This is a genomic window from Paenibacillus glycanilyticus NBRC 16618 (assembly GCF_004000805.1).
In the GTDB taxonomy this organism is placed as follows: domain Bacteria; phylum Bacillota; class Bacilli; order Paenibacillales; family Paenibacillaceae; genus Pristimantibacillus; species Pristimantibacillus glycanilyticus.
The window spans coordinates 68,838-86,970 of record NZ_BILY01000018.1 but is presented as its reverse complement, the minus strand read 5'-3'; the positions used below and the strand labels follow the sequence as shown (position 1 = coordinate 86,970).

The following is an 18,133-nucleotide window of genomic DNA, read 5'->3' as shown; positions in this document are numbered from 1 at the left end:
GTTGGGTGCTCGGGGAGTTTTTTATTTTGATTCCCTGTCCGAGAATGTTTGCAGTTTCGTTACAATCCGGAAACGCTTTGGAGATAACGGCTTCATATACTAAGACAGTAAAGAATGAATCGCGTTTCTAGGGGGAATACGCAGTGAAATGGAAATGGATTGCCGCCTTGCTTGCTATCGCGTTCGTGATCGCTTGGCCGGTGCCGACCAACCAGCTTGACGCTGCTACCAACGGCGCCGCGCATTATAATGATAAAGTTATTGTCCTCATGTATCATCATATTGATGCAGCGGAGAGCGGGGCAACGATATCACCGAGCCGTTTCGGCACGCAAATGAAGATCCTGAAGGATAACGGCTACCATGTCATCAGCATCGAGCAGTTCGCGGACTTCATGCGCGGCAAAGGCAAGGTGCCCGATAATGCCGTTGTTATCACGTTTGACGATGGATATGAGAGCTTTGACCAATACGCCGTTCCGATTATGAAAAAATATGGTTTTACCGCAGCCCATTTCATCATTGGCGCTAGCAGCGACAAGCAGAACGTACACACCAAGCATATGACCTGGGAAACCATGCGCAAGCTTAAAGCGGAAGGCTTCAGCTTTTATAGCCATACGTATAACCAACATGATTATGCCCCGCTTGATGAAAAAGGTCATAAAACCGGACCAAAGCTGAGCAATCCGATTTATCTGCCTGACAAAGGCCGGGTAGAGACGAACGCGGAATATAAAGCCCGCATAGAAGCCGATGCACGGCTGGAGGAGAAACGGCTGAAGGAGGAGCTGGGCAATACGCATCAATTTATCGCTTTCCCGTATGGCGTGTTTAACAAGACGGCTAAACAGATTGAGAAAAACGCGGGCGTCACTTTATTTTTCACCACGCACCCCGGCATTAACAAGCCAGGATCCGATGAGGTATTCCGCCTCAATGCAGGAACACCAACGCTGACGGGCAGCAAATTTCTGGGGATGCTGAAGAGATACGGTTAAGACTGTATAATAAAGGAGGAATCTATTGCAGATCATTGGAGAACTGGGAGGGCTTATTCGTGAAATTAGTCAATTTCAAGGAAAAGGCAGCGGCTTCTGCTTACCGTTTGGGCGTACGTTCGGATAAAGGCATCCTTGATGCCGGCCATGTGACCTTAAACGACTTATTGCAGGGCGGAGAGGCGGAATTATGCAAGCTCCGGCAATACGTTGAAGAATCCAAGGAACGGCAAGAACGTTTTGTGGATGAGTCGGAGATTGTTTTTGGACCATCCGTGCCGGAGCCGGGGAAAATCATTTGTATCGGACTTAATTACAGGAAGCATGCGGAAGAGACGAATATGCCGCTGCCGGAATACCCTATTCTGTTCAGCAAATTCAGCAACGCGCTTGCCGCACATGGCGAAGATGTACCGCTGCCCCGGTCGACGCAAAAGGTTGATTACGAAGCAGAGCTTGCGATCGTCATTGGACAAACGGCGAAAAACGTATCGGTTGACGATGCGCTCGATTACGTATTTGGTTACAGTGCGTCAAACGATCTGTCAGCCCGGGATCTTCAGACCCGGACAAGCCAGTGGCTGGCGGGCAAGTCTTGCGATAAATTCGCTCCGGTAGGTCCCTACCTCGTATCCAAGGATGAAGTAGGCGATCCCAATGCTTTGCGGATCAGCTGCACGGTAAACGGAGAGGTCCGGCAGGACTCGAATACGTCGGATATGATTTTTAACTGCAAGGAAATCGTCAGCTATATTTCGCAATGCATGACGTTATCACCCGGAGACATTATTCTGACCGGTACGCCGGAAGGCGTCGTGATGGGTTATCCGCCGGAGAAACAGGTGTATCTCCAAGACGGAGATGTCGTCACGATCGAGATCGAAAAGCTAGGCGCGCTAACGAACCGCATGGTTGCGGAAGCTTAATAGGACATTGTAAAAAGAAAGCCGTCTTGGCCTGAGGTTCAGGCTAAGATGGCTTTCCGCGCATCAGCTTGCTTAATTTCTCTTCCGTATCGCTGTCCGGAGCAGGGGTGTAAACGCTGCAGCGAAGATCCGAGCCGCCCTGCAGCTGCAAGGATGTCAGATGGAAGAGCATCTTCCCCGCTTTGGCATGCCGGAATTCCAGCACAACCTCTGGCGCCGTCCGTACCTCGCTATGCTCCCATAGCTCCTGAAAGTCCGGATGCAGCCCCGTCATTTCCTTCAGAAATTGATCATACCAGTTATCCTCTACATATTGGCCGTAATAAGCCCGGAAGATTGACAGAAATCCGCTTGCGAACTGCTTCCAGTTGACGGCAAGGCGGCGCAGCTCTTTCCGCGTGAACAAGAGGCGAATCATATTCCGCTCCTGCTCGGGGATCTGGGCAAAGTCTACAAAGACATGGGCGGCTGCTTCGTTCCAGCCGACAATCTGACAGCGGCGATCCGAGATAATGGATGGGCATTGCCTAAGCTCCTGCAGGATTTTGCGCAGGGGCGGACTAACCGCATCCGACGAGTAAGCGGGCAATTCGGCCGTGATGGACGGACCGGCTCCGGGCTCAATCGCTAGACCGTACAAATAATTGCGTTCGTCGTGAGTCAGACGCAAGGCGGACGCAATCGCATCCAGCACATTTGGCGAAGCTTGAATATCCCGTCCTTGCTCCAGCCAGGTATACCAGGTGGTGCTTACGCCGGCAAGCGCCGCGACCTCTTCGCGTCTGAGGCCGGGCGTTCTTCTCCGGCTGCCAGGGGGAAAACCAACCTCCTCGGGCGTGAGCTTAGCCCGTTGGTTTTTCAGAAAGCTTGAAAGCGCGGTGAGCCGTGTTTTGTTATTCATATTGAGCAGTACCTCCAAATGGTGATCCTGTTACTCATTATACTAGGATAAACGACAACTTGTAATAGGATACTTCATGTGGCAACATGATTTAATATCAGGTACTAATTTTGAGGTGTGAACATACATTAAGCGAATGCTTACGAGGCAAAAATCATCATGAATAGCGAACACCGCAATTCGGGTGATAATTCTTTTTAGGAGCTGATCTCTATGGAACGAGTAGTGGTTACGGGAATGGGCGTTATTTCGCCGCTTGGACAATCGGTTGATGAAATGTGGTCCCGGATGAAGCGGGGAGAGTCGGGTATTTCAAGCATAAATGCTTTCGATACGGCAAGGCTGAAAACGAAAATCGCGGGGAGCGTGAAGGATTTTGATCCGGAAGCGTTGTTTGGCCGGAAGGAAGCAAGAAAGATGGACCGTTTCGTGCAGTTCGCCGTTGCCGCCGCGGATCAGGCGATAACGGATTCCGGACTTAAGCTGGATGTGGTGGATCGCGATCGCGTCGGCGTTTATGTCGGTTCGGGGATTGGCGGATTAAGCACGCTGATGGAGCAGGACGAAATATTGCGCACCCGCGGTCCCGAACGCGTAAGCCCGATGCTGGTGCCAATGATGATCGCTAATATGGCGGCAGCTTCAATCAGTATCAGGTACCAATTAACCGGTCCTACGCTTGCTCCGGTTACGGCCTGCTCCATCGGAAATACGGCCATTGGCGAAGCGATGCGGCTTATCCGCCTTGGTATAGCGGATGTGGTTATCGCGGGCGGTGCAGAGGCAACGGTAAATGAACTGTCGCTTGCCAGCTTTGGCAACGCGCAGGCTTTATCTTCCCGCAACGATGAGCCAACGAAGGGCAGCCGGCCTTTCGACCGGAACCGTGACGGATTCGTCATGTCGGAGGGAGCGGGGATCGTTGTCCTTGAGTCTCTGACTCATGCGAAGAAGCGTGAGGCTCGGATTTACGGCGAGGTGTTGGGTTACGGGGCAAGCTCGGATGCTTATCACATTGTTGCTACCCATCCGGAAGGAACCGGTGCCTACACCGCGATGAGGACAGCCCTTGCGGATGCGGGAATCCGTCCGGACGAAGTGGATATCATAAGCGCGCATGCCACAAGCACGGGTCTTGGAGACCGCTCGGAAGGCCAGGCCATAACCCGTTTGTTCGGGGAAGGGGAAAGCCGGATTGCGGTAACGGCGAACAAGTCGATGCTGGGCCATATGCTGGGAGCGGCAGGCGGCGTTGAGGCGATTGCCCTCCTGCAAAGTCTGCGCGAAGGAATCGTGCCGCCAACCATCAACCTGGATCAGCTGGATCCGGAATGCGGATTGACTAATGTTCCTACGAATGCCCAGTTTGCTCCGCTTCGCATCGGGCTTTCCAATTCATTCGGCTTCGGCGGACATAACGCTGTTATCGTGCTCAGCCGTTTCGAGGGCTGACGAATAGCCGTAACGGGCTAACGATTTCTGCGCCGCTTCGCGCATCCGGAACTTCATATAGGGATGATCCGTTACGCGGACGCGCAGACCGAGAAACCGGAGCTTGGACAGCACGTATTCCGTCTCGTCGCCAAGAAAGGTCAGCTTGATCGTATAAGTATCGGATAACTCATCGTATTGAACCTGCTTGTCAAAGCAAGAGAAAGCATACAAAATCCGGGATAATTCTTTGTTGTAATCCGGAATAATCTCAATCGTGGCGTGCTGCATGCGCTTTTCCAGCTGCTGGGCTAGCGTTGCAGCCGCCTGATTGAAAAATTCCCCGCTTACCGGCATTTCTTCCACGCTATGAATACTCCGCAGTCTCGTTGTCATCAGGGAGCGCGTTCTCCTGTTGTACCAGAGCAAATACCATTCGCGCTTTACCATCGAATACTCCAGTTTATACGGAACGCCGGTTTGGCTGGGAAGAAGGAAGCCGTCCTTCCGCGTATGGCGCAGCTGCATGCCCGATTTCTTCACAATCATCTGCCTAAGCGTTCTCAGCAGCGGGTGGTAGAGAGAGGGAACTGCGCTGCCTGCTTTTTCAACAATAATGGACCGCAGCGAATCGTTGCGTTCATCCGAGCCGCCAAGGCATTGCCGGAGTTTATCCAGCGTATCCGGCGATAGGGCAGCCGCCGCCTCCGGATGCTCCAGCATCATCAGAAGCCAGCGGCGTTCCTGAGCCGTAACCGCAAGGGCGCCATGCTCCTCAAGCTGTGCCATCATCCGGTAATTGAATATTTTTTCGAACAGGTTCATAGTATTCCGCCAGCTCCTTCCATTCCTTGATAAACTCCCGCCTTAAAGACACGGGCTCAAGCACCTCGCAGCTAGATCCAAAGCTGCGCAGCCAAGGCTTGATCTCCTGCGTGCCGTTCACCGTAATCTCGAACAGGAATGAAGCGTCATCTTCGTCCGTCAATACGCCCCATTGCCCCTGCAGCTGCACACGGTCTTTAATAAAGTTTCTTTTTGCGCCTTCCGGATTAAAAAATCTGACCTTTACCGTGACAGGTCTGCCCAAATCGACAAGCCAGCTGAAGCTGGTATTGCGCTCTAATGCTGCCAGCTTTGCCGCATGCTCGTCTTCCGTTACAACTCCGCTTTCCACAAGCTGCGTGATGCCTTCCATCCGAAAAATCGCGACTTGGGACCGGCCCGAGCTATAGCCAAGCAAATACCATCTTCCGTATTGATGATCGTAAGCGACCTTAAGCGGCAGCATCTCGATGAGACGGCCTTCGGATGGCTTGACGAACATCGGATTCGTGTTTTTGGAATGATAGCTTTGGTTCGATTTGGGCGTGAAGTAGTGGAAGCTTAGCTTCCGTCTGGACTCAATCGCCTGCATGATCGTGTATAGATGCGCTTCGTCAAGAATACGCGAATGATAATGGTATTTGTATAAGAAGAGGTCGCTGGCACCGTCCGGCAGCTGCCGCCGCTTCATCGCTTTTTTCAAGCTGTCGCGCAGCAGATAACCCTGGACGGAAGGAACCTGCGTATTCGCCATCACGTCCACAAAAGCATACAGATCCGAAAGCTCCTCGTCGGAGAGCATGCTTACGAAATCATTGTGGGCCGTATATTTCTGCGGTCTTCCGCCCGGAAGCCGGCGGATGACGCCGGCCTGCTCCAAATACTTCAGATCGGAGCGGATCGTTTTCTCGTCCGGCAGCGCTAGCTCCTCCGGCATTCCTTCGCAGCATAGATTAAGCAGCTCCAGCGGTGTCAGCGCTTGCTCCTGAAGGGAAGCGATAAGCAGAGATAAGCGGTAGCTTTCGGATTCCTTGAGCGATTTGGAGCGGAACAGGAAGAGCAACAGGGGGTCCGCCGATTCGTAATAGCTTGTTCGCAGCATATCCGTCATTGCTTTGTTATGCTCGTCGGCTTGCTGGACGGATCCGGCAATGTCCTTGAGGCGCCGGATGGTCTTGTCGAAGGTATGTACGGAGATGCCAAGCCGATCGGCGAATTGCTGCCGGCTATAGGCGCCGCTTGTCAGCACGAGCATCCTCAGAAACTGGATTTCTTTATCGAAGCTTTCTTTTGCCACGGTTCATAAGCCCCTTTCATTGTCGAAGAGGTAGTTGCCTTTATTGTAACTTGGGCCGGTAAAAGAGGATAGGTGGCAATTTATTTTATGGCAGGTACTTCATGCGGCGTACGTTGGATTTGATCAGGATCTGATCCCTCGCCCCTTATCGGCGCAGTATCCTGCAATCTGTGCAATATAATGCGTTCGTCGTCGCTCAAATGGGCGAATATACTGTATTTCGTGCAACGTTACCTGACTAACTGAACAGGACTTTTTTTGTTTCGCCATACTTTTACCATGTTCCGGAAACGGGAAGTCGAAGATAATGAGGATGTAAAGCAACGGCCGGGCCGAACCGGGCAGGGATTTCGGTAGGATTCCCGCAGTGCCGGTACAGTCTTTGTACGCGGTATGCTGTCGGACTTGGTACGTACTTTGCGCCAAGTGGAGGTTCGAATCCTCCATCGTCCTCACGGAGACGATCATGGTGGAGCTTAACTCGACTGCAAATCGAGTCCAATCCAATTATTCAAGTTGCTTTGGGAAAATGCTCAGCAGGCTTATACAGCTGCACCGTACGCCGCAGCTATGCAGTCCGCGGATACCGGACGGGAAGAAGCCTGCGCGAAAGGCCGCTGCCAAATGCACTGCAGACAGACCGGGAGCAAGAAGAGTCTGCTGCGCTGCCGGAGGAGCAGGCCGGCTGGCAGGTATGATGCCGTTCTTAAGCGGGTCTCCGCCGCGGGTAAGGGAGCATTTTCGCCAAACAACGCTAAATTAAAGGAGGTTATATACCTATGACTACATATATAAACAAAATTACGATTCAAAACGATCAACGCGGGCTGCTGTTTAAGGACGGAAGCTATGTAAGGCTGCTGGGACCTGGCAAACACCGCTTTCCATTGTTTTCGAAAACGACGGTAACCGTCATGGATATCACCAAGCCGTTTATGGTGCCGGGCAAGGAACTCGCCTTGTTCCTGCATGACGACAAGCTGCTTGAGGAGCTCCATGTCGTTGATGTTGCCGATGACGAATACGTGCTTCACTACGAGGACGGCAGATGCGGCAGCGTGTTAAAAGCCGGTAAGCATGCGTACTGGAAATCGGCCATCAAGCATACGTTCAACCGATTAAGTACGCGGAGCCTCGAGCTGCCTGCTTCCTTAAACGCCGCTGATCTGATGAAGCTGAACGGCTTGTACCACACGTTTGAAGTTGCCGGCCACGAGAAGGGCTTCCTGTTCTACGATAACATGCTGCAGCGCGAGCTTGGTCCGGGCAAATACCGGTTCTGGCGCACGCCGGTTTCGGTTGTCATTCAGACGATGGATATGCGCCGGCAGCAGCTCGACCTGATCGGGCAGGAAATGATGACGGAGGATAAAGTGACGCTTCGCCTTAATTTCGTCAGCCAATACGTACTTCATAATCCATTGAAGGCACTGCAGATCAAGGGCTTTGAAGAGCAGCTCTACATCCAGCTCCAATTAATTTTGCGGGAATACGTAGGGACGATGAAGCTGGATGAGCTGCTTCGCACGAAGCAGGAGATTGGTGCTTTTGTGCTCGAACGATTGGCGGCACGGAGCGGGGAGTATGGGGTATCGTTCCTGAACGCCGGCGTGAAGGATATCATTTTGCCGGGCGAAGTGAAAGACATCATGAACACCGTGCTTCTGGCCGAGAAAAAAGCGCAAGCTAACCTCATCACCCGCCGGGAAGAGACGGCTTCCACGAGAAGCCTTCTAAATACGGCAAAGCTGATGGACGAGAACGCCACGCTGTACCGTTTGAAGGAGCTTGAGTTCCTGGAAAAAATTTGCGATAACGTCGGCAGCGTATCGCTCACGGGCGGCGGCAATCTGGTCGAGCAGTTAAACCAGCTGCTTGGCGGCAAACGTTCAGGATAGGGAGGCGCGAACAGGATGAATGAGCAATACCGGTTGAAGATAGAAGCCGAGCTGGCGCGTATGGAAGCGGAAGAAAATATCCGCATCCTGTACGCCTGCGAGTCCGGATCCAGAGCTTGGGGCTTCCCGTCGAAGGACAGCGATTACGATGTCCGCTTCCTGTACGTGCGGCCGGTGGAATGGTATCTGTCGATCCGCGAGCGCCGGGACGTGATTGAACGCCCGATCAGCGAGATGCTGGACATTAACGGCTGGGATCTCCGCAAAGCGCTGGCGCTGTTTAATAAGTCCAACCCTCCCCTGCTGGAGTGGCTGCAATCGCCAATGAAGTACAGGGAGCCTTATTCCACCGCCGAGCGTATCCGCACCTTGTCAGGCGCTACTTTTTCGCCTAAGTCCTGCATGTATCATTATCTTCATATGGCCAAGGGCAACTACCGCGAATATTTGCAGGGTGAGACAGTACGGGCGAAAAAATATTTTTACGTACTCCGTCCCTTGCTGGCTTGCGGCTGGATTGAGAAATATAACGCGATGCCGCCGATGCTCTTCGAGGAGCTTGTTGAGGATTTAATTCCTGCCGATAGTGCGCTCTATGGCATTATTGAACGCCTTCTAGTCCGGAAACGCGCGGGAGAAGAGCTTCGTACGGAGCCCCGCATCGGGCAGCTCAATGATTATTTGGAAGAGCAGATCGCTTATTTCGCACAGACGGCTAAAGATTTGAACACGGCGGAAGGTTTGAAGGGCGAACAGCTGGACCAACTCTTTCGGGATGCTCTGCTGGAGGCATGGGGAACAGTAAGTGTATAATGGTGGCAGAGAAGGAGGGAAGCCGGATGTCAAGGGAAGTTCGGGTCAGCGAGCTCGCTGCGCTTAAGGAAATCGCGGAGATGCTCAATACGACCAACGATATGGATCAGATGCTCAGCGATGTGCTTGCGAAGCTGCTTGAAGTAACGGATTTTACGACGGGATGGATTTTCCTGATCGATGACGATATTCCGGGGAATACTTGCGCGGCCCATCATAACCTGCCTCCCGCCTTAACCGCCGGCAATTACGCGCTTATGTGCGGGGAGGACTGCTGGTGCGTGGAGCGCTACCGCCAGCGCAAGCTTACCCATGCCGTTAATATTATTGAATGCAAACGCATTACGTATGCGGTAAGCCATCAGCTTGGGGACACGGAAGGCATTACCCATCATGCAACCGTCCCTCTTAAAGCCGGCAAGGACCGGTTCGGGCTGCTGAATGTCGCGCAGGCGGGCAAGGAGCATTTCAGCGAGGAGGAGCTTGCGCTTCTGCAGGCTGTTGCTCTGCAGATCGGAACGGCGATTAACCGGATTCGCCTGTACCAGACGCAAGAGCGCAATGCGATGCTGTACGCCAAGCTGGGCGATGTCATCCAGCGTATTAACGGCGTTCAGGACGTTAATCAGCTGCCTATCAAGGCCGTTCAATATATCGGAGACGAATTCGGGTGGCCGAATGTCTCCTTATTGATGTATGACGGACAGCAGCTATCGCTTCGGGCTTTGTATTCCGACGGGAAAGTAATGAAGGAATGGCAGACGCTTGCGGTTGAAGCTGCCGGTCCGATTGAGGCCGCGCTCCGGGATAATCGGATTGTTATCGAGTCTTCCTGCATGGAAGGCAATGAATTGGATTCGGTTGGCATTCCTCCGTTCCGGTCGGCGGCGGCAATTCCGCTTCGCGTGCGCAACCGGACGATTGGCGTCATATTTATCAGCAGTCCGGATCAGCGGCAATTCGACGACCTGAACGAGGACTTTATGTACTCGCTGGGAGATCATTTTACGTTATGCGTGGAAAATCTCCGCATTTACGAGCACCGGAGCGAGCTGGCCCGGATGGAGGAACGGAACCGGATGGCGCGTGACCTTCATGATTCCGTCGTGCAAAAGGTCTTCTCCCTGTCCTTCCTGGCCAAAGGGGCGGAGAACGTCCTTGCCGGGCGCGATCCCGTCGTACAGCGTTCGCTTAGCGAGATTCAGCAGCTGTCGCAGGAGGCGCTGAAGGAGATGCGAACGCTGATCTGGCAGCTGCATCCGGCGGGTCTCGAGAACGGACTGCTGCCGGCGCTTAAGCAATACGGGCAAGGCCTCAACCTGACGATCTATGACCGGACGGACGGGGTGCAGGAGCTGCCGCGCGCGATTGAGGAAGCGTTCTGGCGGATTGGCCAGGAAGCCTTGAACAATGTCCGGAAGCATTCCGGCAGGCAGACGGCCTATATCCGGCTTAACAAACAGCAGGACGGGGCAGCCGTTCTGGAGGTAAGGGACGAAGGTACAGGCTTTCAGGTTGACCGGAAAAAAGGCCGCCAGACCATGGGGATGCGCTCCATGAGGGAGCGGGCGGAGACGCTTGGCGGTTCGCTGTCGATTACGAGCGGACGGGGCAAACCAACCATTGTCCGAGCGACGATTCCGCTTGAATCGGTACAGGCGCATTGCATGGAAGAGAAGGGAAGCAGCGGTGACTACTTAATATGAAAATCAAAATTTTACTCGCGGACGATCATCAGATTGTTTTAAAAGGAATATCGTTTTTTCTTGCGATGCAGCCGGATTTCGAATTGGTCGGAGAGGCTCATAACGGCAAGGAAGCGGTCGAGAAAGCCGGCGAGCTTCAGCCGGATATCGTCCTGATGGATTTGAATATGCCGATTATGGACGGAATCGAAGCCAGCGCCTTGATCAAGGAACAGCATCCGCATATCAAAGTTCTGGTGTTGACCAGCTTTGCCGATCAGAGTCATATCGTCCCCGCCTTGCAAACAGGGGCTATAGGCTACATGCTGAAGGACGTGGAACCGGATCAGCTTGCCGAGGCTATCCGAAGCGCCTATAAGGGAAATATACAGCTGCATCCGGATATTTCGCGTGCCCTGTTAAGCCGCACGGAACCGGAGCCAAGACCGGAGCCGGTTATCCAGCATTCGAGTAAAGACAAGTCGCTGGAAGCTTTGACGCCAAGGGAGCTTGAAGTGCTGGAGCTGTTGACAAAAGGACTTAGCAATAAAGATATTGCCCAGACGCTGATCGTTGCCGAAAAAACGGTGAAAACGCATGTCAGCAGCATTTTAAGCAAGCTGGATTTATCGGACCGCACGCAGGCCGCCCTGTTTGCGGCGCCGCTCTTTCAGAATAAGGGGCAGATGGCTTAAGCGGGTCTCAGCCTATAGTCGTAAGACCAGTCCCGCTTCATTTTTCCGCCTATTAGCCGATGTTGGAGAAAGTAAAACTCTATAAAATAAAGACAGTTACAAAAAGTTACTACACATTATTTTATGGAGGGAATTAAAAAGATGAGTACTGTACTGTTCGTAAAAGCAAATGACCGTGGAGATATCGCTGTCAGCGTAAAGCTGTATGACGCGTTCCTCGCTAGCTATAAAGCAAATCACCCGCAAGACACTGTAATTGAGCTGGATCTGTTCAAAGAGGAGCTTCCTTACCTGAACGCGAACCTGATCAACGGCGGCTTCAAAGCGGCTCAAGGTCTTGAACTGACTCCGGAAGAGCAAACAGCCGTAAGCATTGCGGACAAATACCTGGATCAATTTATCGCTGCCGATAAAGTGGTATTCGGCTTCCCGCTGTGGAACTTCACGATTCCGGCTGTTCTGCACACTTACATTGATTATCTGAACCGTGCAGGCAAAACATTCAAATATACAGCTGAAGGCCCTGTTGGTCTGCAAGGCGACAAAAAAGTGGCATTGCTGAACGCACGCGGCGGCGTATATTCCGAAGGTCCATTCGCGGCAGCGGAAATGTCCCTGAACTATGTGAAAAACATTATGGGCTTCTTCGGCGTAACAAACTTCGAGACGGTTATCGTTGAAGGCCACAACCAATTCAGCGACAGAGCGGAATCGATTATTGCCGAAGGCGTTGCAACAGCTGAGAAAGTGGCAGCTAGCTTCTAATTTCAGTCTTGTCTTGAATAGCTTGTTGATTTGAATAAGCATAACGTCCCGCATGTTCCTTTGATAAAAGGGAATATGTGGGATTTTTACGTCTAAATGCGACAAATTTTGACAGATCTCCGGTGCGGTATTACAATAAATATAGGACTTTAGACACAGCTAGATGATAGCGGCGGAGAGGGTAGCGGATGAACAAAGAGTTTTTTGCGGAAATGAGAAAAATCAGCCACGAGGACGAAATGAGATCTAAGCTGCTGCTTCATGGCGTAAAAAGGATACTCGAGGAGAAGCAAGAGAAGCGAAAGCGGGGCTTGCTTGGTCTTTTAAGACGAAAAACGAACCACTTGTAAAAAACGCACATACATATATGCAGTCAGGCCTATTGGCCTGGCTTATTTTTTTATCCTTCGGCACACAAACCTTTTGAGCCTCTTCTTAGTATAAATGTAACGATACGGAAGATTAGCTGCAAAGGAGTGAGGCGCATGTTCGAGACGATACTAGTCGATATGATTCCTGCCGGCCGAAATAATCGTCCAGGCACTCCGATTAACGGCCCTTATTTTATTACCGTGCATGATACGGCGAATCCGGGAAAAGGCGCGAATGCGCTTATGCACGCAAAATATTTGAAAGGCGAGGCTGCCGAGGCCTTGCCGGTATCCTGGCATTTTACCGTCGACGATACGCGGGTTGTTCAGCATTTGCCGATTACGGAGCATGGCTGGCATGCGGGTGACGGAAGCCGCGGAGAGGGGAACCTTAGCGCCATCGGCATTGAAATTTGCGAAAACGAGGATGGCAATCGCGCGGAAGCCGAGGCCCGTGCCTCAAGGCTGGTGGGGGATCTGCTGTATAAGCTGAAGCTTCCGATCGTAGCCGTTGTCCAGCATAACCACTGGAGCGGGAAAAACTGCCCGCATATTATACGGGCCCGGAAGAACGGCTGGGAGAACTTTCTTGACGGAGTCCGGAATCAGCTGAATGCTCACTTGGGGAAGGATGATGTACCGATGACTGAAGCGGAAAGAAAGCAGTTCGAAGCATTGGTGAACCGTGTAGAGGAGCTTGAGGCCCAGCATGACATGAAGGTTCCTTCCTGGGCAAAGCCAGCGGTAGACCGGGCTATTGAGCTGGGACTTATCGATGCCCCCGCGGACCGAAGCTCCCGCGATTTCTTTAGACTCCTGACGATCATGTACCGCAGAGGCTTATTGAAGGACTAATAATTTGCAAAGCCGGTTATTGACCGAGTAACCGCGAGTAACCCCTGGCCGGAAGCGGCCAGGGGTTACTGTTTTCTGCCTTATGAAGTTTTACGGGCATGGAGCTTGCGGCGCTTTTGCTTGAGCTTCGACGTAACCGCGGGTTTTAACTCCAACCGTTTAATGAGCTCCTCTTGCGTGAACGGCTTTTCCCTGCCCCATTGGATGACCTTGACCATGTAGGGGCTTTCGGGATTTTTCATATGGTAGAAACCGGGTATGCGCATAACCCTTGATAAGTTGGTGATCATCGGATCGGAATCGAAGGTTTGGGCTAGCGCTTTTTGAATAGGAACGAATTTGTTTATGTTTCCGTCTTGCATGATCCAGTAGATGTGATAACCGTTTTTCGTTTCGACGATCATCGTATCCTTGATTTGCTCCCCGTGTTTGTTCAAGAATTGTTTTTTCAACTCGGCTACTCTTTGTCTAGTCCGCTGGGCTAAAAGCTGATATTGGCCGTTTTTATTTTGCGTGAGCGTAATGGATTGAAGCTGTTCCGAAGGGTCGGAGAGAATAGCGTCGATCTTTTGCTGGATTTGTTCCTTAGTTTTGCAGCGCGCTGAAATTTTGTTTAAGTCTACATCGATGAACTGTGCCCTGATCGCGTTGAACGGGCTGTCCTTCGCCGATTCCCGGCCGTTTATCTCCACAAATACGGCATAGCCTTTCTTGTTAAGCCACAATACGTTTACTAGTTTGTTTCTCCTTGAAAAGAGCTTGATTCGGGGGGCCAGCTTTTCCAGGGATCGAAAAGGCTTACGCAAGGTTATTGCGGGAAGCTCGGTAGCAAAGCTATAACCCCGGTTTTTGCCTTTGGAGTCGGAGACCAATAAGAAATGCAATTGATCGTTCGGCTTGCAGCCGAGTTTTTCAAGAAACCGGTATGCGTGACCGGAATATAGCTGAACGGGTGCGGAACCTTTCGCCCGGCGTTGCGTCATTCAACACATCTCCTTGTAAGCTCTCGTAACCTGGGAGGTTCGTATCTAAACAATCATATTCCTATAAGAGGCTATTCGTGTGGATAGGCCATACCCATTTTTTGAGCTCTTAAAAAGAAAAGCCGCCGTGGAATGAGGCGGCTTATAATTATCCCTTTACAAGAACCGGGTGAGAGCGCGGAGAGAGAGCTTGAGGCTGAGGAGCGTAAGCGTCCGCCTTTGTTTTTGAATCTCGACACCTACAATCAAATTCAGGAGATTCAAAAACAACAGCGGCCGAAGCCCAAGCTTTCTCGCAGTGCGACTCTACGGTTAAATACGGTTCAACCAGAGTCAAGCTGTACTCCAAGTCACAGCTCAACCTCATTCAGAAGCACAAGAGAAGCCACAGCATCTCTCCGCGCCACCACCCGGTTCGCCCTTCACAACAACCACAGTTAAATGAACGCCATTATTGGCTCATTAGAATCAAGCGCTTTCACAATGGCCCGTGCTAGAATGGAGAAAGAGATTCCTTATTTCATCAAGTATGGAGAGGGTGTAATCATGGTACGTATTGGTATCGTTGGATTAGGAAACATGGGAACGGGGCATGCCCGTTATTTGATTACAGGCGGCGTTAAAGGCGCAGAATTGACAGCAGTATCCGACGTTCGTCCGGAGCGTCTGGCGGAGGTAAAAGCAGAGTGGGGCGAGCATATTCAAGGGTTTTTGAGCCCGCAGGAAATGTTCGAATCGGGCACGGTTGACGGCGTAATTATCTGTACGCCGCATTACGATCACCCGGAGCAGGCAATCGCTGCTTTAAACGCAGGACTTCATGTATTGATTGAAAAACCAGCAGGCGTCTATACTCGTACCGTACGGGAGATGAACGAAGCTGCCGCGAAGAGCGATAAAGTATTCGGCATCATGTACAACCAGCGCACGAATCCGTTGTACGCGAAGCTGAGAGAGCTTATTGCTTCCGGCGAGCTGGGCGAGATTCGCCGCACGAACTGGATTATTACGGACTGGTACCGTTCGCAAAGCTACTATAACTCCGGCGGCTGGCGCGCGACTTGGGCCGGCGAAGGCGGCGGCGTTCTGATTAACCAGGATCCGCATCAGCTGGACCTGTGGCAGTGGACAACGGGCCTTATGCCCAAACGCGTCCGCGCATTTTGCCAGTTCGGCAAGCACCGCGACATCGAAGTCGAGAACGACGTTACGGCTTATGTCGAATACGAGAACGGCGCTACGGGCGTATTCGTAACTTCGACGTTTGAATCGCCGGGTACGAACCGTTTTGAGATTTCGGGCGACCGCGGCAAAATCGTAATTGAAGACAACAAGCTGACCTTCCATCGTCTGCGCGTATTGGAATCCGAATTCAACGAGACTTACACAGGCGGCTTTGGCCAGCCGGAATGCTGGAAATTCGAAATCCCGATTACCGGCAGCGGCGGCAGCCATCAGGAAATTACGCAAAACTGGGCGGATGCCATCAATAAGGGAACTGCTCTTATCGCGCCGGGCGAAGAAGGCATCAAGGGCCTCATGATCTCGAACGCGATGCTGCTGTCCACTTGGACGGATAATTGGGTTGACCTGCCGATTGACGAGGATCTGTTCTATGACAAGCTTCAGGAGCAAATCGCCAAATCCGATTCGAAGAAAAACGCGAACGAATACCATACGCTGGATGTTACCGGCACGCACTAATCAGGAGGCTTAACAATGTCGAAAGCAAACGGAATGAATTACGCGCCGCAAGGAAAGCCGCGTCCAGTCGTTTCGCAAGGCGAGTTTATCTTTGCCGCGATGTCGCTTGACCATGGACACATATACGGAATGTGCAACGGCCTCCGCGAAGCGGGCGGCACTTTGAAATGGGTATACGATCCGGATCCCGCCAAGGTAGAAGTATTCTGCCGCGCGTATCCGGAAGTGCAAATTGCTCTTTCGCAGGAGCAAATTCTTCAGGATCCGGAAGTGCAGCTGGTTGCGGCGGCAGCCGTAACGAACGAGCGGGGGCCGCTTGGCGTGAAGGTTATGCAGCATGGCAAGCATTATTTTACCGACAAGGCTCCGTTCACAACGCTGGATCAATTGGCCGATGCCAAGAAGACCGCTTCCGAGACGGGCAAAAAATATTCAGTTTATTACAGCGAGCGCCTTCACGTGGAAAGCGCGGAATTCGCGGGGCAGCTTATTAAAGACGGCGCGATTGGCCGCGTTCTGCAGGTGATCGGCTTAGGGCCGCACCGCCTGAACGCGCATATGCGCCCGGAGTGGTTTTTCCAAAAGGAAAAATACGGCGGCATCCTTTGCGATATCGGCAGCCATCAGATCGAACAGTTCCTGTATTACACTGGCGCTAAGGATGCTAAAGTACAAAGCAGCAAGGTAGCTAACTATAATAACAAGCAGTATCCGGAGCTTGAGGATTACGGGGATGCTACTCTTATCGGCGATAACGGGGCAACCAACTACTTCCGCGTAGACTGGTTCACGCCGGACGGCCTATCTACATGGGGAGACGGCAGAACGATGATTCTCGGCACAAACGGATACATTGAGCTCCGCAAATACGTGGATATCGCAAGAAGCAATACGGGTGATCATCTGTTCCTCGTGAACGGCGAAGGCGAGCATAAAATCGAAGTGAAGGATCAAGTCGGCTTCCCTTACTTTGGCGCACTAATCCTTGATATCTTGAACGGCACGGATCTCGCGATGCCGCAGGAGCATACTTTTAAGGCGGCCGAGCTATGCCTCGAAGCGCAGAGACAAGCAGTTAAAGTCGAATAGAACAACTAAAAGCGAAAGAAGGATTCCGATATGAAGCTGTCCATCTTTACAGTAGCAACGCCGGAGCTATCTCCCGAGGAACTGGTACGCGTAGCAAGCGAGGCCGGCATCGACGGCATTGAATGGCGTTACAAGGAAGCTCCCGAGAATGCGTCCGAGCAAAAGCCGTCCTTCTGGGGCAATAACCTCTGCACGCTGCTTCCTTCCGGCGGCGAAGAAATGGCGGATCAATTCCGCGAAGCCGCGGCTGCGCATGGCTTAAGCTCGATTAGCGTAACGCCTTATTTGACGGCAGGCGATCTGGAGGCAACGGAGGATGTACTCCGTAAAGCAAAGCGTGTAGGGGCGCAATTTATTCGCCTTGGCGTTCCGGGTTACGATCGTTCCCGTCCATTCGGCGAGCTGTTCGCCTTGACGCGTCAATATTTGAAGGATGCGGAAGGCTTATGCCGCCAATACGGCATTAAAGGCCTTGTAGAAACTCACCATCAGACAATCGCGCCAAGCGCATCGGCCGCTTACCGCCTTGTCGAAGGCCTTGACCCATCCTTTATCGGCGTATTGTACGATCCGGGCAATATGGTGCATGAAGGCTTTGAGAACTACCGGATGGGGATGGAGATTCTTGGTCCTTACCTCGCCCATGTCCACGTGAAGAACGCTGCCTTCGCAACGGACGGCACGGCTGATGACGGAAGCGTGAAGTGGAAGTCGGAATGGAGCGGCGTCAAGGAAGGCGTTGTGCCTTGGAAGCAGGTTATTGCCGACTTGAAAGCGGTAGGTTACGACGGTTATCTCGGCGTTGAGGATTTCAGCGGACAATTCCCTGAGACTCAGCAAATGTTGAAGCATTTTGTTCAATATATGCGTGAGCTGCTGCAAGCCGAGGCTTAG

At 52.2% G+C, this 18,133-nt stretch carries 18 protein-coding genes; 14 read left to right on the top strand and 4 right to left on the bottom strand.

The window, feature by feature from the left end; genetic code table 11:
• Positions 1–143: 143 nt before the first annotated feature.
• Together PGL01S_RS16165 and PGL01S_RS16160 are read left to right on the top strand one after the other, a co-directional pair.
• A complete protein-coding gene (locus PGL01S_RS16165) occupies positions 144–1,001 on the top strand; it encodes a polysaccharide deacetylase family protein (protein ID WP_127495636.1) in 858 nt (285 codons plus the stop codon).
• A gap of 59 nt (positions 1,002–1,060) precedes the next feature.
• Positions 1,061–1,927, top strand: a complete 867-nt coding sequence (locus PGL01S_RS16160; protein ID WP_127495635.1) for a fumarylacetoacetate hydrolase family protein — start codon at positions 1,061–1,063, stop codon at positions 1,925–1,927.
• A gap of 43 nt (positions 1,928–1,970) precedes the next feature.
• Here the strand turns inward: PGL01S_RS16160 and PGL01S_RS16155 are convergent, their stop codons facing one another.
• Complete coding sequence (locus PGL01S_RS16155; RefSeq protein ID WP_127495634.1) at positions 1,971–2,828, bottom strand: helix-turn-helix transcriptional regulator; 858 nt, start codon at positions 2,826–2,828, stop codon at positions 1,971–1,973.
• 213 nt (positions 2,829–3,041) lie between these two features.
• Between PGL01S_RS16155 and fabF the strand changes: the two genes are divergently transcribed.
• Positions 3,042–4,280: a beta-ketoacyl-ACP synthase II gene (gene fabF, locus PGL01S_RS16150; protein ID WP_127495633.1), complete on the top strand. Its 1,239-nt coding sequence runs from the start codon at positions 3,042–3,044 to the stop codon at positions 4,278–4,280.
• On the opposite strand, the gene PGL01S_RS16145 is transcribed toward fabF, so the two are convergent.
• Both PGL01S_RS16145 and PGL01S_RS16140 read right to left on the bottom strand, forming a co-directional pair.
• On the bottom strand, positions 4,224–5,084 hold the full coding sequence (locus PGL01S_RS16145) for a WYL domain-containing protein (RefSeq protein ID WP_127495632.1): 861 nt from the start codon (positions 5,082–5,084) through the stop codon (positions 4,224–4,226). The genes fabF and PGL01S_RS16145 overlap by 57 nt on opposite strands.
• Positions 5,035–6,381, bottom strand: a complete 1,347-nt coding sequence (locus tag PGL01S_RS16140; protein WP_127495631.1) for a helix-turn-helix transcriptional regulator — start codon at positions 6,379–6,381, stop codon at positions 5,035–5,037. The genes PGL01S_RS16145 and PGL01S_RS16140 overlap by 50 nt, the downstream gene beginning before the upstream one ends.
• 521 nt (positions 6,382–6,902) lie before the next feature.
• Between PGL01S_RS16140 and PGL01S_RS30860 the strand changes: the two genes are divergently transcribed.
• From PGL01S_RS30860 to PGL01S_RS16110, 8 genes are all read left to right on the top strand, one after another.
• Entirely contained in the window at positions 6,903–7,079 is a 177-nt protein-coding gene (locus PGL01S_RS30860) for a hypothetical protein (protein ID WP_164775494.1), read from the top strand.
• An 81-nt stretch (positions 7,080–7,160) separates the two neighbouring features.
• Positions 7,161–8,279 carry a slipin family protein gene (locus PGL01S_RS16135; protein WP_127495630.1) on the top strand — a complete coding sequence of 373 codons (1,119 nt, stop codon included), beginning with the start codon at positions 7,161–7,163 and terminating at the stop codon, positions 8,277–8,279.
• A 15-nt stretch (positions 8,280–8,294) separates the two neighbouring features.
• Entirely contained in the window at positions 8,295–9,092 is a 798-nt protein-coding gene (locus PGL01S_RS16130) for a nucleotidyltransferase domain-containing protein (protein WP_127495629.1), read from the top strand.
• A gap of 26 nt (positions 9,093–9,118) precedes the next feature.
• Complete coding sequence (locus tag PGL01S_RS16125; protein ID WP_127495628.1) at positions 9,119–10,798, top strand: GAF domain-containing sensor histidine kinase; 1,680 nt, start codon at positions 9,119–9,121, stop codon at positions 10,796–10,798.
• A complete protein-coding gene (locus tag PGL01S_RS16120) occupies positions 10,795–11,472 on the top strand; it encodes a response regulator (protein WP_127495627.1) in 678 nt (225 codons plus the stop codon). Before PGL01S_RS16125 ends, PGL01S_RS16120 begins: the two co-directional genes overlap by 4 nt.
• A 141-nt stretch (positions 11,473–11,613) precedes the next feature.
• Positions 11,614–12,237: an FMN-dependent NADH-azoreductase gene (locus PGL01S_RS16115; protein ID WP_127495626.1), complete on the top strand. Its 624-nt coding sequence runs from the start codon at positions 11,614–11,616 to the stop codon at positions 12,235–12,237.
• Positions 12,238–12,425: 188 nt separating this feature from the next.
• Positions 12,426–12,587, top strand: a complete 162-nt coding sequence (locus PGL01S_RS30855; protein ID WP_164775493.1) for a hypothetical protein — start codon at positions 12,426–12,428, stop codon at positions 12,585–12,587.
• Between the two features lie 135 nt (positions 12,588–12,722).
• A complete protein-coding gene (locus PGL01S_RS16110; protein WP_127495625.1) occupies positions 12,723–13,463 on the top strand; it encodes a peptidoglycan recognition protein family protein in 741 nt (246 codons plus the stop codon).
• Between the two features lie 80 nt (positions 13,464–13,543).
• On the opposite strand, the gene PGL01S_RS16105 is transcribed toward PGL01S_RS16110, so the two are convergent.
• Positions 13,544–14,446 carry a DNA-primase RepB domain-containing protein gene (locus tag PGL01S_RS16105; RefSeq protein ID WP_127495624.1) on the bottom strand — a complete coding sequence of 301 codons (903 nt, stop codon included), beginning with the start codon at positions 14,444–14,446 and terminating at the stop codon, positions 13,544–13,546.
• A 546-nt stretch (positions 14,447–14,992) separates the two neighbouring features.
• Here PGL01S_RS16105 and PGL01S_RS16100 point away from each other — a divergent pair.
• From PGL01S_RS16100 to PGL01S_RS16090, 3 genes are read left to right on the top strand one after another with little or no spacing between them, the layout of a single operon-like run.
• The gene (locus tag PGL01S_RS16100) at positions 14,993–16,150 is read left to right on the top strand and encodes a Gfo/Idh/MocA family protein (protein ID WP_127495623.1); all 1,158 of its coding nucleotides are present in this window, start codon (positions 14,993–14,995) and stop codon (positions 16,148–16,150) included.
• 15 nt (positions 16,151–16,165) lie between these two features.
• Complete coding sequence (locus PGL01S_RS16095) at positions 16,166–17,239, top strand: Gfo/Idh/MocA family protein (RefSeq protein WP_127495622.1); 1,074 nt, start codon at positions 16,166–16,168, stop codon at positions 17,237–17,239.
• A 30-nt stretch (positions 17,240–17,269) separates the two neighbouring features.
• Positions 17,270–18,133, top strand: a complete 864-nt coding sequence (locus PGL01S_RS16090) for a sugar phosphate isomerase/epimerase family protein (protein ID WP_127495621.1) — start codon at positions 17,270–17,272, stop codon at positions 18,131–18,133.